The organism is Corynebacterium sp. NML140438, assembly GCF_001875725.1.
In the GTDB taxonomy this organism is placed as follows: Bacteria; Actinomycetota; Actinomycetes; order Mycobacteriales; family Mycobacteriaceae; genus Corynebacterium.
This window is the reverse complement of the sequence record NZ_MLCQ01000030.1, coordinates 17480-35324: the sequence shown is the minus strand read 5'-3', so window position 1 is coordinate 35324 and position 17845 is coordinate 17480. Positions and strand designations below refer to the sequence as shown.

The window sequence follows — 17845 nt, the reverse complement described above, 5'->3', positions numbered from 1 at the left end:
CGGCTGCCACACCGAGGATTTCCCGTCGGGGGCTAGATATATGCTTCCGGAGCATATACTTTCCGGAAACCTACAGGTCAATCCGTGAAAATCCGCGATTCCGGACACACTTTTTGACCCTTAACCCATTATTTTTAACCAAGGTTGGCCTTAGTTGGCTGGTCCCTCCCCGTTCAGGATCCGCTGCGCGTCCGTGGCGCTCAGCTCGTACCCGTAGAACGTTGAGTAAAATTGCTGGGTTTCCGCGACCAGGTCGACGTCCTCGAACTTTTCGGGGTGGAACAGCTTCGCGGCCCACAGCAGCTGCAACGCCTCCTCCGCCGAGTAGCGGTCCCAATTCGACGTCCCCACCGGGTTCTTCACCACGTTGCCCTGCTTCACCGCGGGCACGTTCGCCAGCGCAGGGTCCTGCACCAGCTTATCGACGCTCTGCTGCGCCTCCGTACCGCCCACAATGATGAAGTCCGGAGCGGCGTCGACAATGTCTTGCGCGGTGACGGTTGTGACGTCCACAACGTCCTCCACCACATTGCGAGCCCCCGTCGCCACAATCCACTCCCCAGCCAGAGAGTCCGGCCCGCTGGCCTGCGTCACGTCCTCTCCGCCGACGATGTGCAGCACTTTCGGCTTCTTCTCTCCCGACATCCCGCCCAGGCGGTCCGCGACGATCTTCAGGTTGCGCTCCATGTAGGTCACGTACTCGGTGGCCTTCTGGTCGGCCTCCTCAGTGCCCAGCGCGTTCGCCGTAATACGTACCGACTTCATCAGCTGTTCAAAGTCGTCAAAGTCGACTCGTGCCGCCGGGATCCCCTGCGCCCGCGCCGCCTCAACCTGCTCCTTCGAGGAGGTCAGGAGCATTTCCGGGTTGATCTCTTTCAGCTCTTCCACGTTGAGCCGGGTTCCCGACGCCGGCGTCGGCAACTCGGTGACGTGTGGGTAGATCTTCGTCAGCCACGGCAGCTGCTTCGCTTCCTCGGTGGTGGCCACCAGGGTGTCCCCGCCGCCGAGCATCAGCACGAACTGATTGTTCACGTCCCATGTGTCCGCCATGCGCGTCACCTGCTTCGGCACCCGCACGTCCGTGCCGTCGATGTCCGTGAGCAAGCGGGTGGTCTCCTCTTGGGTGGTGTGGGTCGTTTGCTCGGTTGTATTGTCAGCTGAGTTGTCTGCTGAGTTTTCGGCGGTGCACCCGGTGACCAGCAGTGTTGCGGTCAACAACGTTGCGGCTACGGCGTGGTGACGCATAGGAAAGGACTCCTTCTTCAAGGTTGTGATTACGCCAGCAGTGTACCTATCGACGCCCCCATCCCCGAACCCGCCCCTCCCCAAAACCAGGAATTTGGTGCTCGTCTCCTGGGGTGAGTGACAAAAGACGCAACCACTAACATCTAGTACATTTATGACCTGCGGGAATGTGGAGCGCGGAATTTAAACATGCGTCCTTTGTCACTGGAGCCCCAAAGAGAAAAAGAAAGGAGTGAACCTCCTGCGCTCTCGCACTCGAAAATGGGGGGGTGTTGAGTGCTCAACCGGACTCGGGGGGAATCCGTGGGCAGGAGGCTCAACTCTTATTATAGCGAAGTTTTCACTCTTGTAAAGTCTGCGCGAAAAACTCACCAACACTGCAGGTCAGCAGCTATTTTAGAACGGCAGTTTTACTGGCAGGTCGAAGGGCAATAGGTCCTTGAGTGGCCCTGCTACGACGGCGGCAATGGCACCGAGTGCTGCAAGGACGCCGAGGGCGATGCCTGCGGCCTTGAGTTTGTCTTCGGTGTCGATGTTGAGGCGGGAGCTCAGATCGGCCTTGCCGAAGGTCAGGTCGAGGTTCGCGTTGGCGTCAGTTGGGGTGTCGCCGACTTTCAACCCGAGTGGTGTGATGCCGATGCCGTAGGTGACAGGGCGGTCCTTGATGGAGAAGCTGGGCTGTGCGGGGTCGATCGCCTTGTCGAGCTGGAAGGTGCCAAGGACGACGTCGTTGTGTTCCCGCTCAAGGAGGGTGCCGGTTTCGATATCGCCGGTGATGGTGGCGTTGGTGCCTGCGATGGTGATTTTGATGTCGTCGATGTCGACCTTGGGGGGAACGGTGCCGTGCAGTTTCAGTTCGCCGTCGAAGTGGAGGACGCCGTTGCCGTTGGCGTCGAGGCGGGTGTCGGCAACGTCGAGGGGGAAGGTGACCAGGTTGGTGGTTGGGTTGAAGGTGGCTTGGTCCTTGGCGTAGACGCCGGCTCCGGTGACGAGGTTGGCGTTCTTGTTCAGTTCTTGCAGCAGGGACTGCTTGATCGGCCAGGTGAAGGTACCGCTGGCGACCTGGGTGGTGCCGAGTGGCAGGGAGGAGCCGTCTTCGATAGCGGTGGCTTGTGGGGCGATGAGCGCGGAGGCGGCGATGGCAATTGCGACGCCGTTGGCAAGTGCAGTGTTCTTAATACTGGGCGTATCGCCCTGAGCCACCTGTTCTGTTACACGGCTTCCGCCACCGCCTTCGCGACGGCCGGCGCCACCCGCGGGTCGAGCGCCTCTGGGACGATGTTGTGGGCGGTGGGGGCGTCGATAAGTGAGGCGATGGCTTCGGAGGCGGCGAGCAGCATGGGGCGGGTGATGTGGGTGGCGCCGGCGTCGATGGCGCCGCGGAAGATGCCGGGGAACGCGAGGACGTTGTTGATCTGGTTGGGCATGTCTGAGCGCCCCGTTGCGACGACCCCTCCATGCCTCCGCGCGACTTCCGGTTCGATTTCCGGGGTGGGGTTGGCCAGCGAGAACAGGATGGGGTCGGGTGCCATGAGGAGGACTTGCTCTTCGGTGATGTGGCCGCGGGACAGTCCGATGAAGGTGTCGGCGTCGCGGAGGGCGTCGTCGACGCTGGTGGTGATGTTGCGGGGGTTGGTGCGCGCGGCCAGCGATTGCTTGACGGGGGTGAGGCCGGCGCGGTCGGCGTGGATGGGGCCCTGGGAATCGAGGACGATGATGTCGCGGATGCCGGCGTCGAGAAGCATGTCGACGCATGCGATGCCCGCGGCCCCGGCGCCGGAGATGACCACGCGCAGGTCGGCGAGGGTGCGGTTGAGGACGCGCGCGGCGTTGCGCAGTGCCGCATAGATGACGACGGCGGTGCCGTGCTGGTCGTCGTGCATGACGGGGATGGAGAGGCGTTCGTCGAGGCGGCGTTCGATCTCGAAGCAGCGTGGCGCGGCGATATCTTCGAGGTTGATGGCTGCGAACGAGGGCGCGATACGCGCGACGGTGTCGACGATTTCCTCAACATCGTGGGTGTCGAGGACGATCGGGAAGGAGTTCAGCCCGGCGAATTGTTGGAAGAGCTGGGCTTTGCCCTCCATGACGGGCAGGGATGCTTGGGGGCCGATGTCACCGAGCCCGAGGACCGCTGTGCCGTCGGTGATGACGGCGACGGTGTTCCCGGCGCCCGTGTAGCGGCGCGCCTTGGCGGGGTCCTGGGCGATGGCTTCGCAGACTTCCGCTACCCCCGGCGTGTAGCAGATGGCAAGATCGCGCATGCTGCTCACTTCCATCCGGGATTGGATGGCAAGCTTTCCACTCTCGTGAGCTGCGAATATTTCCTCAGTGGTCGGCTGTTCCTGCATGGTCGTCCTCTCATCAATCAAAAGTTGGACCCTATAGTACAGCTCCAGGGTGTCAGGGGTAGTCCGCTTAGCCCCGTGAATGTTTCACGTGAAACAGATGTCGAAAAAGTACGCACTAGGATAAGGTGGCTTCAATACAAGGTGTCCCTAAACAAGCTAGGAGCGCAGGTGCAACGCGCAACAAGACTCGGAGTTGTCACGCTGGCCACCACGTTGGCGCTGGCGGGTATGGCGGCACCCAGCAACGCGACGACCCTCAGCTCCGTGCGCTTCACCCCTAGCATTGTGGTGAACCAGGGCGATGTTGTTGAGGTGGGCATCGCGAAGTGCCAGGTAGGATACGTTGATGCGGTGTCGAAAACCGCCTACGTCGCGCGCCATTGCTTCACGCAGGGCCCGGGGGAACTTCTGTACAAGAACAGTCAAGCGGTGGGCTTCAGCACTCGCGCCGGGCTTATCGACGCCCGCTTCAAAAACGACGACGTCATGGCCGTCAGGCTCTACGCGGATGTCACCGCAGGCCAGAACCCTTTTTCGGGCGACACGATTGCCGATTATGACTCCCTCGAGTCCGGCATGAAGGTCTGTGCGAACTCGGTGAGGCAACGCAAGGTGGTCTGCGGGCATACCCAGGGCGCGGGCGACGGCGTGATCAAAGTGGAGGCCGACGAGACCCTCATCCGGGGCGACTCCGGCGGTCCCGCCTGGCTCGTCGATGCCGCTGGCAATTCTCTTGGGTTCGTCGGCGTCATTTCGCAAACAAGCACCGTCGAAGCCCCGCCGAGTAAGACCTGGTACGAGTGGAAGGTCACGTCGGTGACGAACAAGTCCTGCAAAGCCAGCACGGAGGTGCCGACGTACCTTACAGCCAAGCCAGGATCGTGCGGCATTCACGACGACGCCCCGGGCCGACTCTCTCCCCTCACCCAAATGCGTCCTCCCGGCCAGCCCTGGACGCGGCGGGTGGCCGACGAGTTTGAGGTGCTGTCCTCGAAGATCAAGAGTGGTGACCCGCTGAGCCGACAGCAGGAGGACATGGTCTTGGGGCTCACGCTGTCGATCGTGATCGGCCTGGCAGGGCTCGGAGTCTACGGCGCGTACCTGCTGGGTGAGCCCGTGATCGCGCGGTTCGTGGATGGGCTCAAGCGTTTACCCGTCACTGAGCAATTCGGTTGGAAGGAGGACTGAATATGCATAGTCCGCTGTGGGATGACTTCTGTGAAAACCAGGGGCTCACCGAGTTCGAAGATATTACAGACCTGAGTGCTTCTGGCGTGCTGAGAAGCCTCATGATGCACAACACCTCGACAGAGGTGACGTTCGATTGCATGAAATACAGCGGAGGTACCACGGACGCCGAGGGCCCGTTCACTGATTTCACGGTGTACCGTGTGCACTCCTATCCCGCTCAGTCTGAGCACATCTACTTTTGCGACGGCGAGAAAATCGACCACACTGGTCCGGAAGTTCGCAACAATCAACTGATCCACCGAGCCCAACACACGTCAGGCTGTGGGTGGCCCACTGTGCTGTTGTACTACCAGGGATACCCTGAGTTTTGGGGACACAGTTTTAAGACACCACCGTACGTGCACTACCCACGCTCGTTTACCCGAGCAGGAAAACCACTGGAACAAGGCCGTTACATCAGAGTTGTGAGCTACTCCGACGAGGAGATGCAGGAGCTTCAAATGTGGAAGGAAGCCGTCATCGATACGGAATTTTCGATGGCGGTCCTCTTCGCTCGCCACTACGGATCCGACATCGACGACGTGTGGACCATGCTTCACATCGACGAGCGGCACGACCGCCGGTGGCCAGAACACAAAATAGCTGATTATCACTGGTCTTTCTAGAATCGTCACCAATGTCGACTCAACCGTTCGGTTGACGTCACATTCAACCTGCTGTGCGATTACTTTCTGTGCCCGCTCCAGCACCATTGATGGTGTCAATGGATTTCCCGCCGGTGTTGGCGGTTGTTGAAGGAGTGTGCAAGGTGCAGAAGTTGTACAGGGCAGCAGTGTTGTATTTGGTGCTTGGGCTGGGCGCGGGGTTGTTCTACCGCGAGTTCACCCGCGCGAATGATTTCCCGGAGGGCCAGTTCACGCAGCTTGGTGTGACGCACACGCACTTGTTGGTGCTCGGGTTCGTCATGTCGTTGATCTTCTTGGTGTTGGAGAAGCTGTTCCGGGTGTCGCGGTCCGGCAAGATGTTCACCTGGTTCTTCTGGGTGTATAACGTCGGCGTGCTCACGACGACGGGCATGATGGTCTGGCACGGCATTCTCACGGTGCAGGGCAAGGAGTCCACGGCGATGATCGCGGGTATCGCGGGCCTGGGCCACATTGCGATCACGATTGCGTTGGGCTTGTTCATGGCGGCGCTTGGTCGCTCGCTGAAGTCTGTTGAGCCAGAATCAGTAAGGCGTTAGTGATGAGCGAAGTAGAGGTCACCACGCCAACGCGTCGCGATTGGATCAGTCTCGCCGTTCTTTCGGTGGGGCTCGGGGTTATCGTTCTCGACGGCACGATCGTTGGCGTGGCGTTGCCGTCGATAATTACTGACCTCGGCCTGGACCTCACCCAGGCACAGTGGGTGAACAGTCTGTACGCGGTGCTGCTCGCCGCGTTGTTGCTGTCCACGGGCAAGATTGCGGACTCGTGGGGCCGCAAGCGCGCCTTCCTCGCGGGCCTCGGGGTGTTCGTCGCGGGCAGCGTCCTCGCCGGCTTTTCGACGTCCGCCTCGACCCTCATTTCCGCCCGTGCAGTGCAAGCCGTCGGCGCCGCCCTCATCATGCCGTCAACCCTGTCGACGGTAAACGCAGTGTTCCGCGGGAAGTACCGCGCGGCCGCCTTCGGCGTGTGGGGCGCCGTGATCTCGGGAGCCGCCGCGGTCGGTCCCCTGGCCGGCGGTGCGCTGACGCAGTGGGTGTCCTGGCACTGGATTTTCCTGGTCAACGTGCCCATTGGCGTGATCGTCGCCATCGGCGCGGTGCTCACCGTCCGCGAGACCCGCAGCCCCGACAAACTCCCCGGCATCGACGTCGACGGCGCCCAACTCAGCGCCATCGCCTTCGGCACCCTCGTCTTCGCCATCATCGAGGCACCCGACCTCGGCTGGTGGACCCCCAAGGAACCCCTCACCGTGTTCGGCTGGACCTGGCCCACCACCGCCCCGGTCTCCCCCATCCCCGTGGCACTTGCGATCTCCGCCGTGGCCTTCTTCCTCTTCATCCGCTGGGAGCAGCACCGCAAACGCGTGGAACGCTCCGCGCTCCTCGACTTGGGCCTGTTCTCCTACTCCACCTTCTCCTGGGGCAACATCACCGCCGGCGCCGTCGCCATCGGCGAGTTCGCCATCATCTTCATTTTGCCGCTCTACCTTATTAATGCGCTGGGCCTGTCCGTCATGTCCGCCGGCCTGGTCCTGGCCGCGATGGCCGTCGGCGCATTCCTCTCCGGGGCCGCCGCCCGCCACGTCGCCGCCCGCTTCGGCGCGCCGGGCACCGTCCTGATCGGCCTCGCCCTCGAGGTTGTGGGCGTCATCATCCTCGCCCTTGTCATGGGCGCCGACACCAGCGGCTGGCTCATCGCCGCCCCACTCACCCTCTACGGCCTCGGCCTGGGCCTGGCATCGGCGCAGCTCACCGGCACCGTGCTCCAGGATATTCCGGTGCAGCGCTCCGGCCAAGGCTCCGCCACCCAAAGCACCGTCCGCCAGATCGGCTCCGCCCTGGGCACCGCGGTCTCCGGCTCCGTCTTCTCGATGGCCCTCGCCATCGCCCTCCCCAAGACCCTCACGGCCGCCGGCATCACCGGCCCCCTTGCCGACGCCACCTCCACCGCCACCCGCCAATCCGCGGGCTCCGCCATTACCCAACTCCGCATGGAGGGCACAGCCAGCGCATTCGGCGACCAAACCGCCGCCGTCGTGCAGGCGCTCAGCGAGGGCATGGCCGACGCCGCCCGCTGGTCCCTCCTCGCCGCCACCGCCTTCCTTGCCCTCGGGTTCGTCGGCGCGCTGCAGGTGCGGAGGGCGGCAAAGTGAAAGCATGCTTGGTTTCTTAAATCGGCGGAAACGTTTTGGGCGCTTCTCCGCTATACACGGCTCATAAAACGTGTCAGTAATCGCGCATGATGAGTATGAGCTCCGTCTCATTATGTACGTTGTGTGTAATTCAGCCAAATAATCTGGTATCTTGAAAGGGAACTGAACCTCAGTAAAATACCGACTCGCTTTCGGTATTGAATGCTCCAGCCGGTCGTCCATCGGACGCCCGGCTTTTTCTTTCAAAGGAACATATTGTGAAGAAATACAATATCGGTATCGACGTTGGTACTCACTCTGTTGGCTTTGCTGCAATTGAACTCGATGAACAAGGTATCCCTTGCAACATTTTGAGTGCAATGTCTCTCATTCATGACTCCGGGGTTGATCCGGATTCCAACAAGTCAGGCATTACAAGGCTTGCTGTTTCCGGTGTAGCTCGACGCACTCGTCGCCTCTATCATCGCCGAAAGAAGCGTTCGATTCGCCTGGATAAGTTCCTAGCATCGCTTGGGTGGCCAGTTGTACCGTTTGAGGAGTACACGGACCCATTCTTGCCTTGGACAGCCCGAGCTCAACTCGCAACGCGCTACATCGAGACCAAGGAGGTGCGTGAGGAAAAACTCTCTATTGCGATTCGGCATATTGCAAATCATCGCGGATGGCGGAATCCGTATTCGAAAGTGTCGGCGCTCTATGCGCCAAAAGGGCCGAGCGACAACTTTGAAGAAATTCGCGCACAACTCTCTAAAAAGCTGCACGTTGATATTCCAAGCGATCTAACTGTCGGCCAGTTGATCTCCTTTGCCAAGGTCGGTGAAGATCGTTTGCGTGGCGGAGGAAAGCGCAAGGACAAAAAGAAGGCGCCTGAGGACGTCAAGCAAACAGTAATCTCTGCTCGTCTCCACCAAAGTGATCTTGCCCGTGAGATCAACAAAATCTGCGAGGTGCAGCGTATCGACGACTCCCTCCGGAAAGAATTGATCGACCATGTTTTCGCAGCAGAGTCACCAAAAGGGGCTCAGGCTGGAAGGGCTGGCAAAGATCCCCTTCAACCTCATCTTGTCAGAGCTCTCAAAGCTTCTGATGCATTCCAGCGCTACCGAATTGCTGCGCTGATCGGGAATCTCAGAATCCGGACAGAAGAAGAAAAACACCCGCTTGACGTGCCACAGCGTCAGCTCGTGTTTGACTATCTTCTCAATCTTCCGTCGTCGACTGTTCCTTCTTGGGTGTCCGTCGCGGAAGTGCTCAATATTGACCGCGGGAGACTCGTTGGTACTGCAACAATGACTGATGATGGTGAACGTGCTGGGGCACGGCCACCAGTACATGACACGGACCGCCTCTTATCCTCCACCACAGTGAAGCCGCTGAAGCTTTGGTGGAAATCGGCCACCTCAGATCAACGAGTTGCCATGATCAAGGCGCTTTCAAATGCTGAAGTTGATGATTGGGATTCTGAAGCAGGTGCCTCCGTACAAGCGTTTTTCACCACGCTCTCAGAAGAGGATCAGGAAAAGCTTGACAGTGTTCACCTGCCGATTGGTCGCGCAGCCTACAGCGAAGATACGCTGCGCCGCCTTACCGAGCGCATGCTACAAGACGGAGTGGACCTATACGAAGCGCGGCGAGTGGAATTCAATGTCCCTGCTGACTGGACCCCACCAGCGCCTGAAGTGGGTGAACCTGTTGGCAATCCGGCTGTAGACCGAGTGCTTAAAGCCGTGGCACGGTGGACTGCAGCTGCCGAGCGCGAGTGGGGTGCCCCTCAGCGAATCGTTATTGAGCACGTGCGAAGCGGCTTCATGAGCGTAGCTAAAGCCAGAGAGCTAGAGCGCGAGAACGAAAAGCGTTACAAGCAGAATCAAAAAATCGTCCAGAAAATGCACGAGAAGCTCGGCATTGAGAACGCTGTACGCCGTGAGGATATCTGGCGGTTTCAGTCCGTACAGCGTCAAAACGGCTGCTGCGCCTACTGCGGTAAAACAATCACATATTTCACCGCCGAGATGGACCACATCGTTCCGCAGGCTGGGCCTGGTTCGTCGAATATACGGGAGAACCTTGTCGCAGTTTGCCACCAATGCAATTTGGCAAAGGGGAACATTCCTTTTGCAACGTGGGCGAGCAAGTGCGGTATCTCGGGTGTGAGCCTTAAAGAGGCACTAGATAGAACCCGTGATTGGAATGAGGACTCAGGTCTTTCCAGACCTCAGTTCAAAAAATTCGTATCCGCTGTTCAAACGCGTCTTCGCCGAACAAGCTTTGACGAACCCTTAGATAACCGGTCGTTGGAGTCTGTTGCATGGATGGCGAATGAATTACGGGCGCGGCTCGCACAAGAAATGAAGAAGCATGGCACGCGTGTCAATGTTTATAGGGGTGAATTGACACACGAAGCGCGTCTCGCATCTGGTATCTCTGGCAAATTGCAGTTTATCGACGGCCCTGGCAAATCCCGTCTCGATCGTCGTCACCATGCGATTGATGCCGCGGTGATCAGCATGACAACCCCGTACGTCGCAGAGGTGTTGGCATTGCGCAGAAACAAGAAGCGTGCTCAGTACTTGGCTAAGCAACCTCCTCAGTGGAAAGAGTACGAGGGCGATGATACTGCGCACCAGATTGAGTGGCGGAAGTGGAAAACTCGCATGTATAAGCTTTCCGAACTTCTGGAGTCAGCGCTTCTGAAGGACCAAATTCCGGTTACTTCCAATCTTCGTCTCCGCCCAGGAAACGGTCGAGCTCACGAGGACACCATTGGTGCACTGGACAAGTTACGGGTGGGTGATGCGCTCACACCGGAGCAGATTGACCGAGCAGCGACAGAAGCACTTTGGTGCGCACTGACGTATCACCCTGATTACGATGAGAAAGAGGGGCTTCCAGCCGATCAAAACAGAAGGATTCGAGTTCATGGGACGCACCTCGATGCAAGTGACACCATCGAGTTCTTCCCTGGTAAGCCTGGTAAGGACGGCGCGGGTGCGGTCAAGGTTCGTGGCGGTTTTGCCAAACTGACTCGTTTCCACCATGCTCGTATATACCGAATTACGACAGGTAAGAAACCGGTGTACGCAATGTTGCGTGTGTATGACCACGATCTGGTCCGCCATCGAAACACCGATGTTTTTTCGGTAGAACTACCGCCACAGACCATCTCGATGAGGCAAGCTGAACCGAAACTTCGGAAAGCGCTGCAGGAAGGTACGGCGGAATACCTTGGCTGGTTAACCGAAAATGATGAGCTCGTGATCGATGTATCAGGGTTCAACACCGGCCAGATCAGCACACTCCGACACACATACGGTGACATCTCACGCTGGCGTGTCGATGGATTTAACCATCGGGCGAAAATTCGCCTTCGCCCATTAATGATGTCAGCGGAAGGTTTGTGCGATGATGCGCCAAGTGATGTCAAGAAGCTTATCGATAGTACTGGATGGCGAGCGGCAGTGAATGTGGTGTTTTCTTCTGGCGAGGTTTCCGTCATCCGAAGAAACACCCTTGGGCAAGAGCGTTGGTTCTCCAAGGGTCATCTCCCAATTTGCTGGAAAGTCGAGAATGACAAATGAATCCCGGCTGGAGAGTGATTGACTGCACACAGCTGGTCGGTTCTCTGCGGTATGAACGCGGTCAATTGGTTGTAATTAACAGTCAAACCGATACAACTACGAAGCTTCCGATAGCTCAGCTGGCGGTAGTTCTCGTAGGAGTGCAGGTGTCAGTCTCCGGAGCAGTCCTAGCCAAACTAGGAGAATACGATGTTGCCATGCTGGTCTGTGACTGGCGGAACGTGCCGGTCTCGGGCGCCTATCCTTGGTCGACACATACTCGTATTGGTGCCCGGACCAATGCGCAAGCGAGTATGTCGAAACCAGCAAGGAAGCGAGCGTGGGCTGCAATTATTAAGGCCAAAATCGCTGGCCAGATAGTCACTGCACATGCATTGACCGGACAGGTCGATGCCAGACTTGCTGGTTATCCAGCATTAGTTCTTTCTGGTGATACCACGAACATAGAAGCGCAAGCTGCACGTCATTACTGGGCTTCCATCTCAGGGCAAGAGTTTTCGCGACTACCGGGTTCCGGCATAGACTTTTCTAATTCTGCATTGGACTACGGCTATACCGTGTTGCGTGGAATCGGAATTCGTGCCGTCTGTGCGGCTGGCCTTAGTGGTGCTTTAGGTGTTTTCCATCGTGGTAGAAGTAACTGCTTCGCTCTCGTCGATGACCTGATGGAACCATTCCGTCCTTTCGTTGACTATGCGGTGTTCGGCGAACTAGATACTGCAAAGGATTTTGGTACTTTGCACAAGCAACACCTCGTCGAGTACATCAAGACAGCGCCATTCATGGCCAACGGTGAGACTGTTTCCACTGTATTTGAGTCGTTCGCGCAGTCATTTGGCCTTTACGCGGAGGGAAACATCACTAATCTTGCTGTCCCACAGTGGAAAGGACCAGCTGATGCCAGCGACGGGGAGTGAGCCCATGTGGTGTGTAGTGATGTTTGATCTTCCAGTAAAGACTGCCAATCAGCGACGTGAGGCGACCAGGTTTCGAAATGACTTGCTTGACTTAGGCTTCTGCAGAGCACAATACAGCGTCTACGTGCAGTATTTTCCGTTAGCTTCAAGGATTTCGTCTACTGTCAAAGCTTTAAAGCTGGGTCTTCCTGTTGGTGGCGACATTAGGATCATGTCAGTGACGGATCACCAGTGGTCGAAAACTATTCGTTTTTCTAATGCTAAGGAGAGCACCCCCGAGGAACAGCCGTCTCAACTGACAATTTTTTAACGCGGGCACGCTGAAAACACCCTGTTTGGACGCCATTTTTCGAGGGACCTGAAGTCTATCAGGGTGTTTGGGAACTGAACCCCAGCTTAATAATGAGCGGGGGGAAAACTTGCAGAAGTCTATCAGTGTGTTTGGGAACTGAACCCCAGCGTCTCGTCATACCGTCGTGTGCTCCTTGGGAAGTCTATCAGGGTGTTTGGGAACTGAACCCCAGCACTTGGCTTCGTCTCCCTCGTCGTTTTCGAAGTCTATCAGGGTGTTTGGGAACTGAACCCCAGCTGGGTGCGATCCATTCGCTGCGACGGATGAAGTCTATCAGGGTGTTTGGGAACTGAACCCCAGCGGAGAGAGTTTAGGACGTTTCTCGAATAGAAGTCTATCAGGGTGTTTGGGAACTGAACCCCAGCCTGACCAGGACTTGCAAACCTGCTCGGGGAAGTCTATCAGGGTGTTTGGGAACTGAACCCCAGCTATTGTCCGGGTCGATCGTGCGCGATTCGAAGTCTATCAGGGTGTTTGGGAACTGAACCCCAGCTCGGTAGCGGTGTGTGTTTGCTCAGTGTGAAGTCTATCAGGGTGTTTGGGAACTGAACCCCAGCACTGCCCAACGGTGCTTCACTCAAGCTGGAAGTCTATCAGGGTGTTTGGGAACTGAACCCCAGCTATTTCGGGCCCTTTCTTTTCAAGATTTGAAGTCTATCAGGGTGTTTGGGAACTGAACCCCAGCCTGTCCAGCCTGGTGAGTCGTAGATCAGGAAGTCTATCAGGGTGTTTGGGAACTGAACCCCAGCTGGCATCAACCTGGTGGAAGCCGTGAGTGAAGTCTATCAGGGTGTTTGGGAACTGAACCCCAGCAGTCAAACCCGATATCCGCGACCGTCTGGAAGTCTATCAGGGTGTTTGGGAACTGAACCCCAGCTGCCGACAACATCATCAGCTGCAAGGTGGAAGTCTATCAGGGTGTTTGGGAACTGAACCCCAGCGCTTCGCGCCCCATTCGGTCGTGATTTCGAAGTCTATCAGGGTGTTTGGGAACTGAACCCCAGCTGCGCGCTGGCATGTGGCTGCCTGGTGAGAAGTCTATCAGGGTGTTTGGGAACTGAACCCCAGCCACCTGACGCGCCGAACGTAGGCGCGGAGAAGTCTATCAGGGTGTTTGGGAACTGAACCCCAGCGGCGGGAAGAATTCGACCCGTCCACTCCGAAGTCTATCAGGGTGTTTGGGAACTGAACCCCAGCCCGCGCCCGCGGGGATGAGCCTGATGAGGGCCAGATTAGCAGGCTTTACATACAAAATGTCCCTAAAGCCCTTAAGCCCAAAAACACACCCCCAACCAAAACAGCCCGCGCCGTACCGTAGTACCGCGCGGGCTGCCCCACCATGGGCCCCACCAGGCCCTTTAGGTTCGGGCCCCACCAGACCCGAAAGGAGGTCGTCACGCTGTTGCTGTCGTCAGAGACTAGCAATGAGACAGACAATGGTGACTGACCGTGTTCCATCGTACCCGGTTGGTGTGGAGGGGGCGAAGTGGGCGTCGAAACGAGTGGTACGAGTCACAAAAGATGCAATTCTGTTCACGAATTTCCGAGCAAGCTTTTCATCACTACCCGCTCCTCTCAAAGCCCGCTTCAACAACGACGCCTACAATCAAACTTTCCACTTCCACAATCTGAAAAGGACCGTTCATGGACCTTCTAAGGCTCCTCAGTCGGCATGCGCGCCCGTACCGTGGTGCGATGCTCGCGGTGGTGTTGCTGCAGGCAATCACGACTGCGGTGACGCTCTACCTGCCCAGCCTGAATGCAAAAATTATCGACGAAGGCGTCTCCCAAGGTGACGTCCCCTTCATTTGGCGTACCGGCGGCGTGATGCTGGCCGTGGCGTTTGTGCAGGTAATCGCGGCGTGTGCGGCGGTCTGGTTCGGGTCGAGGGCCGCGATGGGCACGGGTCGCGATATCCGCGAGGAGGTGTTTGGCCGGGTGTCGCGCTTCTCGGCGGAGGACATGTCGCACTTCGGTTCGGCGACGCTGATTACGCGCGGGACGAATGATGTGCAGCAGGTCCAGCAGGTGTTCTTGATGTTCCTGAACTTTATGGTTGCGGTGCCGATCATGATGGTTGGTGGCGTGGTCATGGCGGTTCGGGAGGATCCGGGGATGAGCTGGCTGGTCGCTGTCTCTGTGCTTGTGTTGGCGGTGGTCGTGGCGGCGCTGATCGGTCTGCTGCTTCCGTTGTTCCGTTCGATGCAGTCGAAGATTGACCGTATTAATGGTGTGCTGCGTGAGCAGATCGCGGGCGTGCGTGTGGTGCGCGCGTTTACGCGGGAGGAGTTCGAGTCCGAGCGTTTCGACGCCGCCAATGCCGACCTCACGCGGTTGAGTCTGCGGATCGGCAATTTGTTTGTGATGATGTTCCCGCTGATCATGCTGGTTTTGAACCTGGCGACGGCAGCGGTCCTCTGGTTTGGCGGCCACCGCGTGGATGCGGGTGAGGTGCAGGTCGGGTCGTTGACGGCGTTCTTGCAGTACCTGCTGCAGATCCTCGCGGCGGTGATGATGGGCGCGTTCATGGCGATGATGCTCCCGCGCGCCCTGGTGTGCGCTTCCCGTATTACGGAGGTGTTGAAGCACGAGCCGTCGCTGATCGAGCCACCGGCCAGCGCAGCCAGCGCAGCCGCCCCGACAAACAGCACCAACAGCACCGTCACGTTCGAGGACGTGACCTTCACGTACCCGGGCGCGGAGGAGCCGGTGTTGGACGGCATTTCCTTTCAGGCCAATCCTGGCGAAACAACCGCGATTATCGGTTCGACGGGTTCGGGCAAGTCGACGTTGTTGGGGTTGATTCCGCGCCTGTATGCGCCGACGGGCGGTCGGGTGCTGCTTGGTGGTCGGGATGTGGCGTCGTTAAGCCGTGCTCAATTGGTGGATGCGGTGGCGATGGTGCCGCAGAAGCCGTATTTGTTTTCGGGGACGGTGGCGTCGAATTTGCGTGTGGCCAGCCCGGATGCGACGGATGAGCAGCTGTGGCGGGCGCTCGAGATCGCGCAGGCCACCTTCGTGGATGACCTCGAGATGCCGATTTCCCAGGGCGGCACGAACGTGTCCGGCGGGCAGCGTCAGCGCCTCTGTATTGCGCGCGCGATCGTGGAGCAGCGCGGTGTCCTCCTCTTCGATGATTCTTTCTCGGCCCTCGATATGACCACGGATGCACGGTTGCGGAAGACGCTCGCCGAGCACGTCGCCGACGCGACGGTGATCGTAGTGGCGCAGCGTGTCAGCTCGATCCAAAACGCGGACCAGATCCTGGTTCTCGACGCCGGCCGTATCGTGGCCCGCGGCACCCACGATGAGCTGCTGGAGTCTTCGCCGACGTATCAGGAAATTGTTCGTTCCCAGCAGACTGTGGAGGCGAACTAATGGCCGTGCACCAAAGTAAGGACCACGTCGAACTCACCGACGAGGAAATCCAACAGCTTGAGGGCTCCATGGGCGGCCATCACGGTGGCGCCCCGCGCTCCGCGAAGAACTTCTGGCCGTCGGCGAAGCGGCTGGTCGGGTTGCTGGCCCCGCACAAGGCGATGTTTGCGCTGGTGGTGGCGCTGGTGTGCGTGTCCGTCGGGCTGAATGTGTACGCTCCGCGCGTGATGGGCCACGCCATGGACGTCATCTTTTCGGGCGCGATCGGCGCCCACCTGCCGGCCGGTGCGACCCAGGAGCAGGTGATTGAGGGGTTGCGCGCGGGCGGCCAGGACACGTTCGCGGACATGCTTTCCGGGATGGATGTGACCCCTGGTGTGGGCGTCGATTTCTCGCGCCTCGGCGAGCTGATCCTGGCGGTGCTGGCGCTCTACGTCGGCGCGAGCCTGCTGATGTGGCTGCAGGGTTTCTTGCTGAACCGCATGGTCATGCGCGAGATTTACCGCCTGCGTGCCCGGGTGGAGGCGAAGCTGAACCGGGTGCCGCTGAGCTACTTCGACCGCGGCCAGCGCGGTGACATCCTGTCGCGCACTACGAACGACGTCGATAATGTGCAGCAGACGTTGCAGCAGGCGCTGTCGCAGGCGTTGCAGTCGGTGTTGATGGTGCTGGGCATCATGGCGATGATGTTTACGGTGTCGTGGCAGCTCACCCTGCTTGCCCTCGTCTCGATTCCGCTGACGGCGCTGGTGGTTGGGGTGATCGGTAAGCGGTCGCAGCGGCACTTCAAGCAGCAGTGGCGCGCAACGGGCCAGCTCAACGGGCACATCGAGGAGTCGTTCTCCGGCCACGAGGTGATCACGCTCTTCGGCCGCCAGGACTCCTCTCAAGAAATTTTCGACGCCCGCAACCACGACCTCTACACCGCCTCCGCCTCCGCGCAGTTCCTCTCTGGGCTGATGATGCCGGTCATGCAGTTCATCTCCTACCTGTCCTACGTCCTCATCGCGGTTTTCGGCGGCCTGAAGGTGGCGAATGGTTCGCTGACGCTCGGCGCGGCGACGGCGTTCATCCAGTATTCGCGCCAGTTCAACCAGCCGCTCGGGGAGCTCGGCGGCATGGCCCAGATGGTGCAAAGCGGCGTCGCCTCCGCCGAGCGCGTCTTCGAATTCCTCGACGCCCCCGAGGAACCCCGCGAGTCACACCCCACCCCCAAGCGCGCCTCCGGGCACGTCCAATTTATCGCCGTCCACTTCTCCTACACCGACACTCCCCTCATCCAGGACCTCAACCTGGAGGTGCAGCCGGGCCAGAAGGTCGCCATCGTCGGGCCGACCGGCGCCGGCAAAACCACCCTGGTCAACCTGTTAATGCGCTTCTACGACATCGACTCGGGCCAGATTCTCCTTGATGGCGTCGATACGCAGTCGATGTCTCGCCAGGACTTGCGCAGCCAGGTCGGCATGGTGCTTCAGGACGCCACCCTCTTCGAAGGCACCATCCTGGAAAACATCCGCTACGGCCGCCTCGACGCCACCGACGAGGACGTCAGCGCCGCTGCCAAAGCCACCCTTGTCGACCGTTTCGTGCACACCCTCCCCGACGGCTACCACACCGTCATCGACCAGGACGGCGGCGCCCTCTCCGCCGGCGAACGCCAGCTCATCACGATCGCGCGCGCCTTCGTGTCGAAGCCGTCCCTGCTCATCCTCGATGAAGCCACCTCCAGCGTGGACACCCGCACCGAGCTGATGGTGCAGCACGCCATGGCCGCCCTCCAGGCCGACCGCACCAGCTTCGTTATCGCCCATAGGCTCTCCACCATCCGCGACGCCGACCTCATCCTGGTCATGCAGGACGGCCACATCGTCGAGCAAGGCGATCACGCCTCCCTCCTCGCCCGTCGCGGCGCCTACTGGGAGCTCAACCAGGCCGGTTTCGCCGAGGACTAGCCTGCCTGGCCCCCTGGTCCCA

Annotated in this window: 12 protein-coding genes and 1 CRISPR repeat array; of the genes, 9 read left to right on the top strand and 3 right to left on the bottom strand. The window is 59.2% G+C overall.

From position 1 onward, the window contains the following. Positions 1-150: 150 nt before the first annotated feature. The 3 genes from BJP08_RS11130 to BJP08_RS11120 all read right to left on the bottom strand — a co-directional run bounded on the left by BJP08_RS11130 (position 151) and on the right by BJP08_RS11120 (position 3596). Positions 151-1245 carry an ABC transporter substrate-binding protein gene (locus BJP08_RS11130; RefSeq protein ID WP_071569643.1) on the bottom strand — a complete coding sequence of 365 codons (1095 nt, stop codon included), beginning with the start codon at positions 1243-1245 and terminating at the stop codon, positions 151-153. 396 nt (positions 1246-1641) lie between these two features. Continuing rightward, on the bottom strand, positions 1642-2448 hold the full coding sequence (locus BJP08_RS11125) for an HtaA domain-containing protein (RefSeq protein ID WP_071569642.1): 807 nt from the start codon (positions 2446-2448) through the stop codon (positions 1642-1644). 8 nt (positions 2449-2456) lie between these two features. Continuing rightward, entirely contained in the window at positions 2457-3596 is a 1140-nt protein-coding gene (locus BJP08_RS11120) for an NADP-dependent malic enzyme (RefSeq protein WP_071569641.1), read from the bottom strand. Positions 3597-3764: 168 nt separating this feature from the next. On the opposite strand from BJP08_RS11120, the gene BJP08_RS11115 reads away from it, so the two are divergent. The 9 genes from BJP08_RS11115 to BJP08_RS11075 all read left to right on the top strand — a co-directional run bounded on the left by BJP08_RS11115 (position 3765) and on the right by BJP08_RS11075 (position 17823). Beyond that, on the top strand, positions 3765-4784 hold the full coding sequence (locus tag BJP08_RS11115; protein ID WP_071569640.1) for a hypothetical protein: 1020 nt from the start codon (positions 3765-3767) through the stop codon (positions 4782-4784). 2 nt (positions 4785-4786) lie between these two features. Then, positions 4787-5452, top strand: coding sequence for a hypothetical protein (locus BJP08_RS11110; RefSeq protein WP_071569639.1), 666 nt, complete (start codon positions 4787-4789; stop codon positions 5450-5452). A 143-nt stretch (positions 5453-5595) separates the two neighbouring features. After that, complete coding sequence (locus BJP08_RS11105) at positions 5596-6030, top strand: DUF2871 domain-containing protein (RefSeq protein ID WP_071569646.1); 435 nt, start codon at positions 5596-5598, stop codon at positions 6028-6030. A gap of 2 nt (positions 6031-6032) precedes the next feature. Then, on the top strand, positions 6033-7646 hold the full coding sequence (locus BJP08_RS11100; protein ID WP_177221762.1) for an MFS transporter: 1614 nt from the start codon (positions 6033-6035) through the stop codon (positions 7644-7646). Positions 7647-7900: 254 nt separating this feature from the next. Continuing rightward, a complete protein-coding gene (gene cas9, locus BJP08_RS11095) occupies positions 7901-11224 on the top strand; it encodes a type II CRISPR RNA-guided endonuclease Cas9 (protein WP_143110111.1) in 3324 nt (1107 codons plus the stop codon). Next, positions 11221-12141 carry a type II CRISPR-associated endonuclease Cas1 gene (cas1, locus tag BJP08_RS11090; protein WP_071569637.1) on the top strand — a complete coding sequence of 307 codons (921 nt, stop codon included), beginning with the start codon at positions 11221-11223 and terminating at the stop codon, positions 12139-12141. Before cas9 ends, cas1 begins: the two co-directional genes overlap by 4 nt. After that, positions 12122-12451 carry a CRISPR-associated endonuclease Cas2 gene (cas2, locus tag BJP08_RS11085; RefSeq protein WP_071569636.1) on the top strand — a complete coding sequence of 110 codons (330 nt, stop codon included), beginning with the start codon at positions 12122-12124 and terminating at the stop codon, positions 12449-12451. The genes cas1 and cas2 overlap by 20 nt, the downstream gene beginning before the upstream one ends. A 50-nt stretch (positions 12452-12501) precedes the next feature. Further along, positions 12502-13690: direct repeats of the CRISPR family, unit length 36 nt; unit sequence GAAGTCTATCAGGGTGTTTGGGAACTGAACCCCAGC. A 447-nt stretch (positions 13691-14137) separates the two neighbouring features. Further along, a complete protein-coding gene (locus BJP08_RS11080) occupies positions 14138-15871 on the top strand; it encodes an ABC transporter ATP-binding protein (protein WP_071569635.1) in 1734 nt (577 codons plus the stop codon). Then, on the top strand, positions 15871-17823 hold the full coding sequence (locus BJP08_RS11075; protein ID WP_071569634.1) for an ABC transporter ATP-binding protein: 1953 nt from the start codon (positions 15871-15873) through the stop codon (positions 17821-17823). Before BJP08_RS11080 ends, BJP08_RS11075 begins: the two co-directional genes overlap by 1 nt. Positions 17824-17845: the final 22 nt, after the last annotated feature.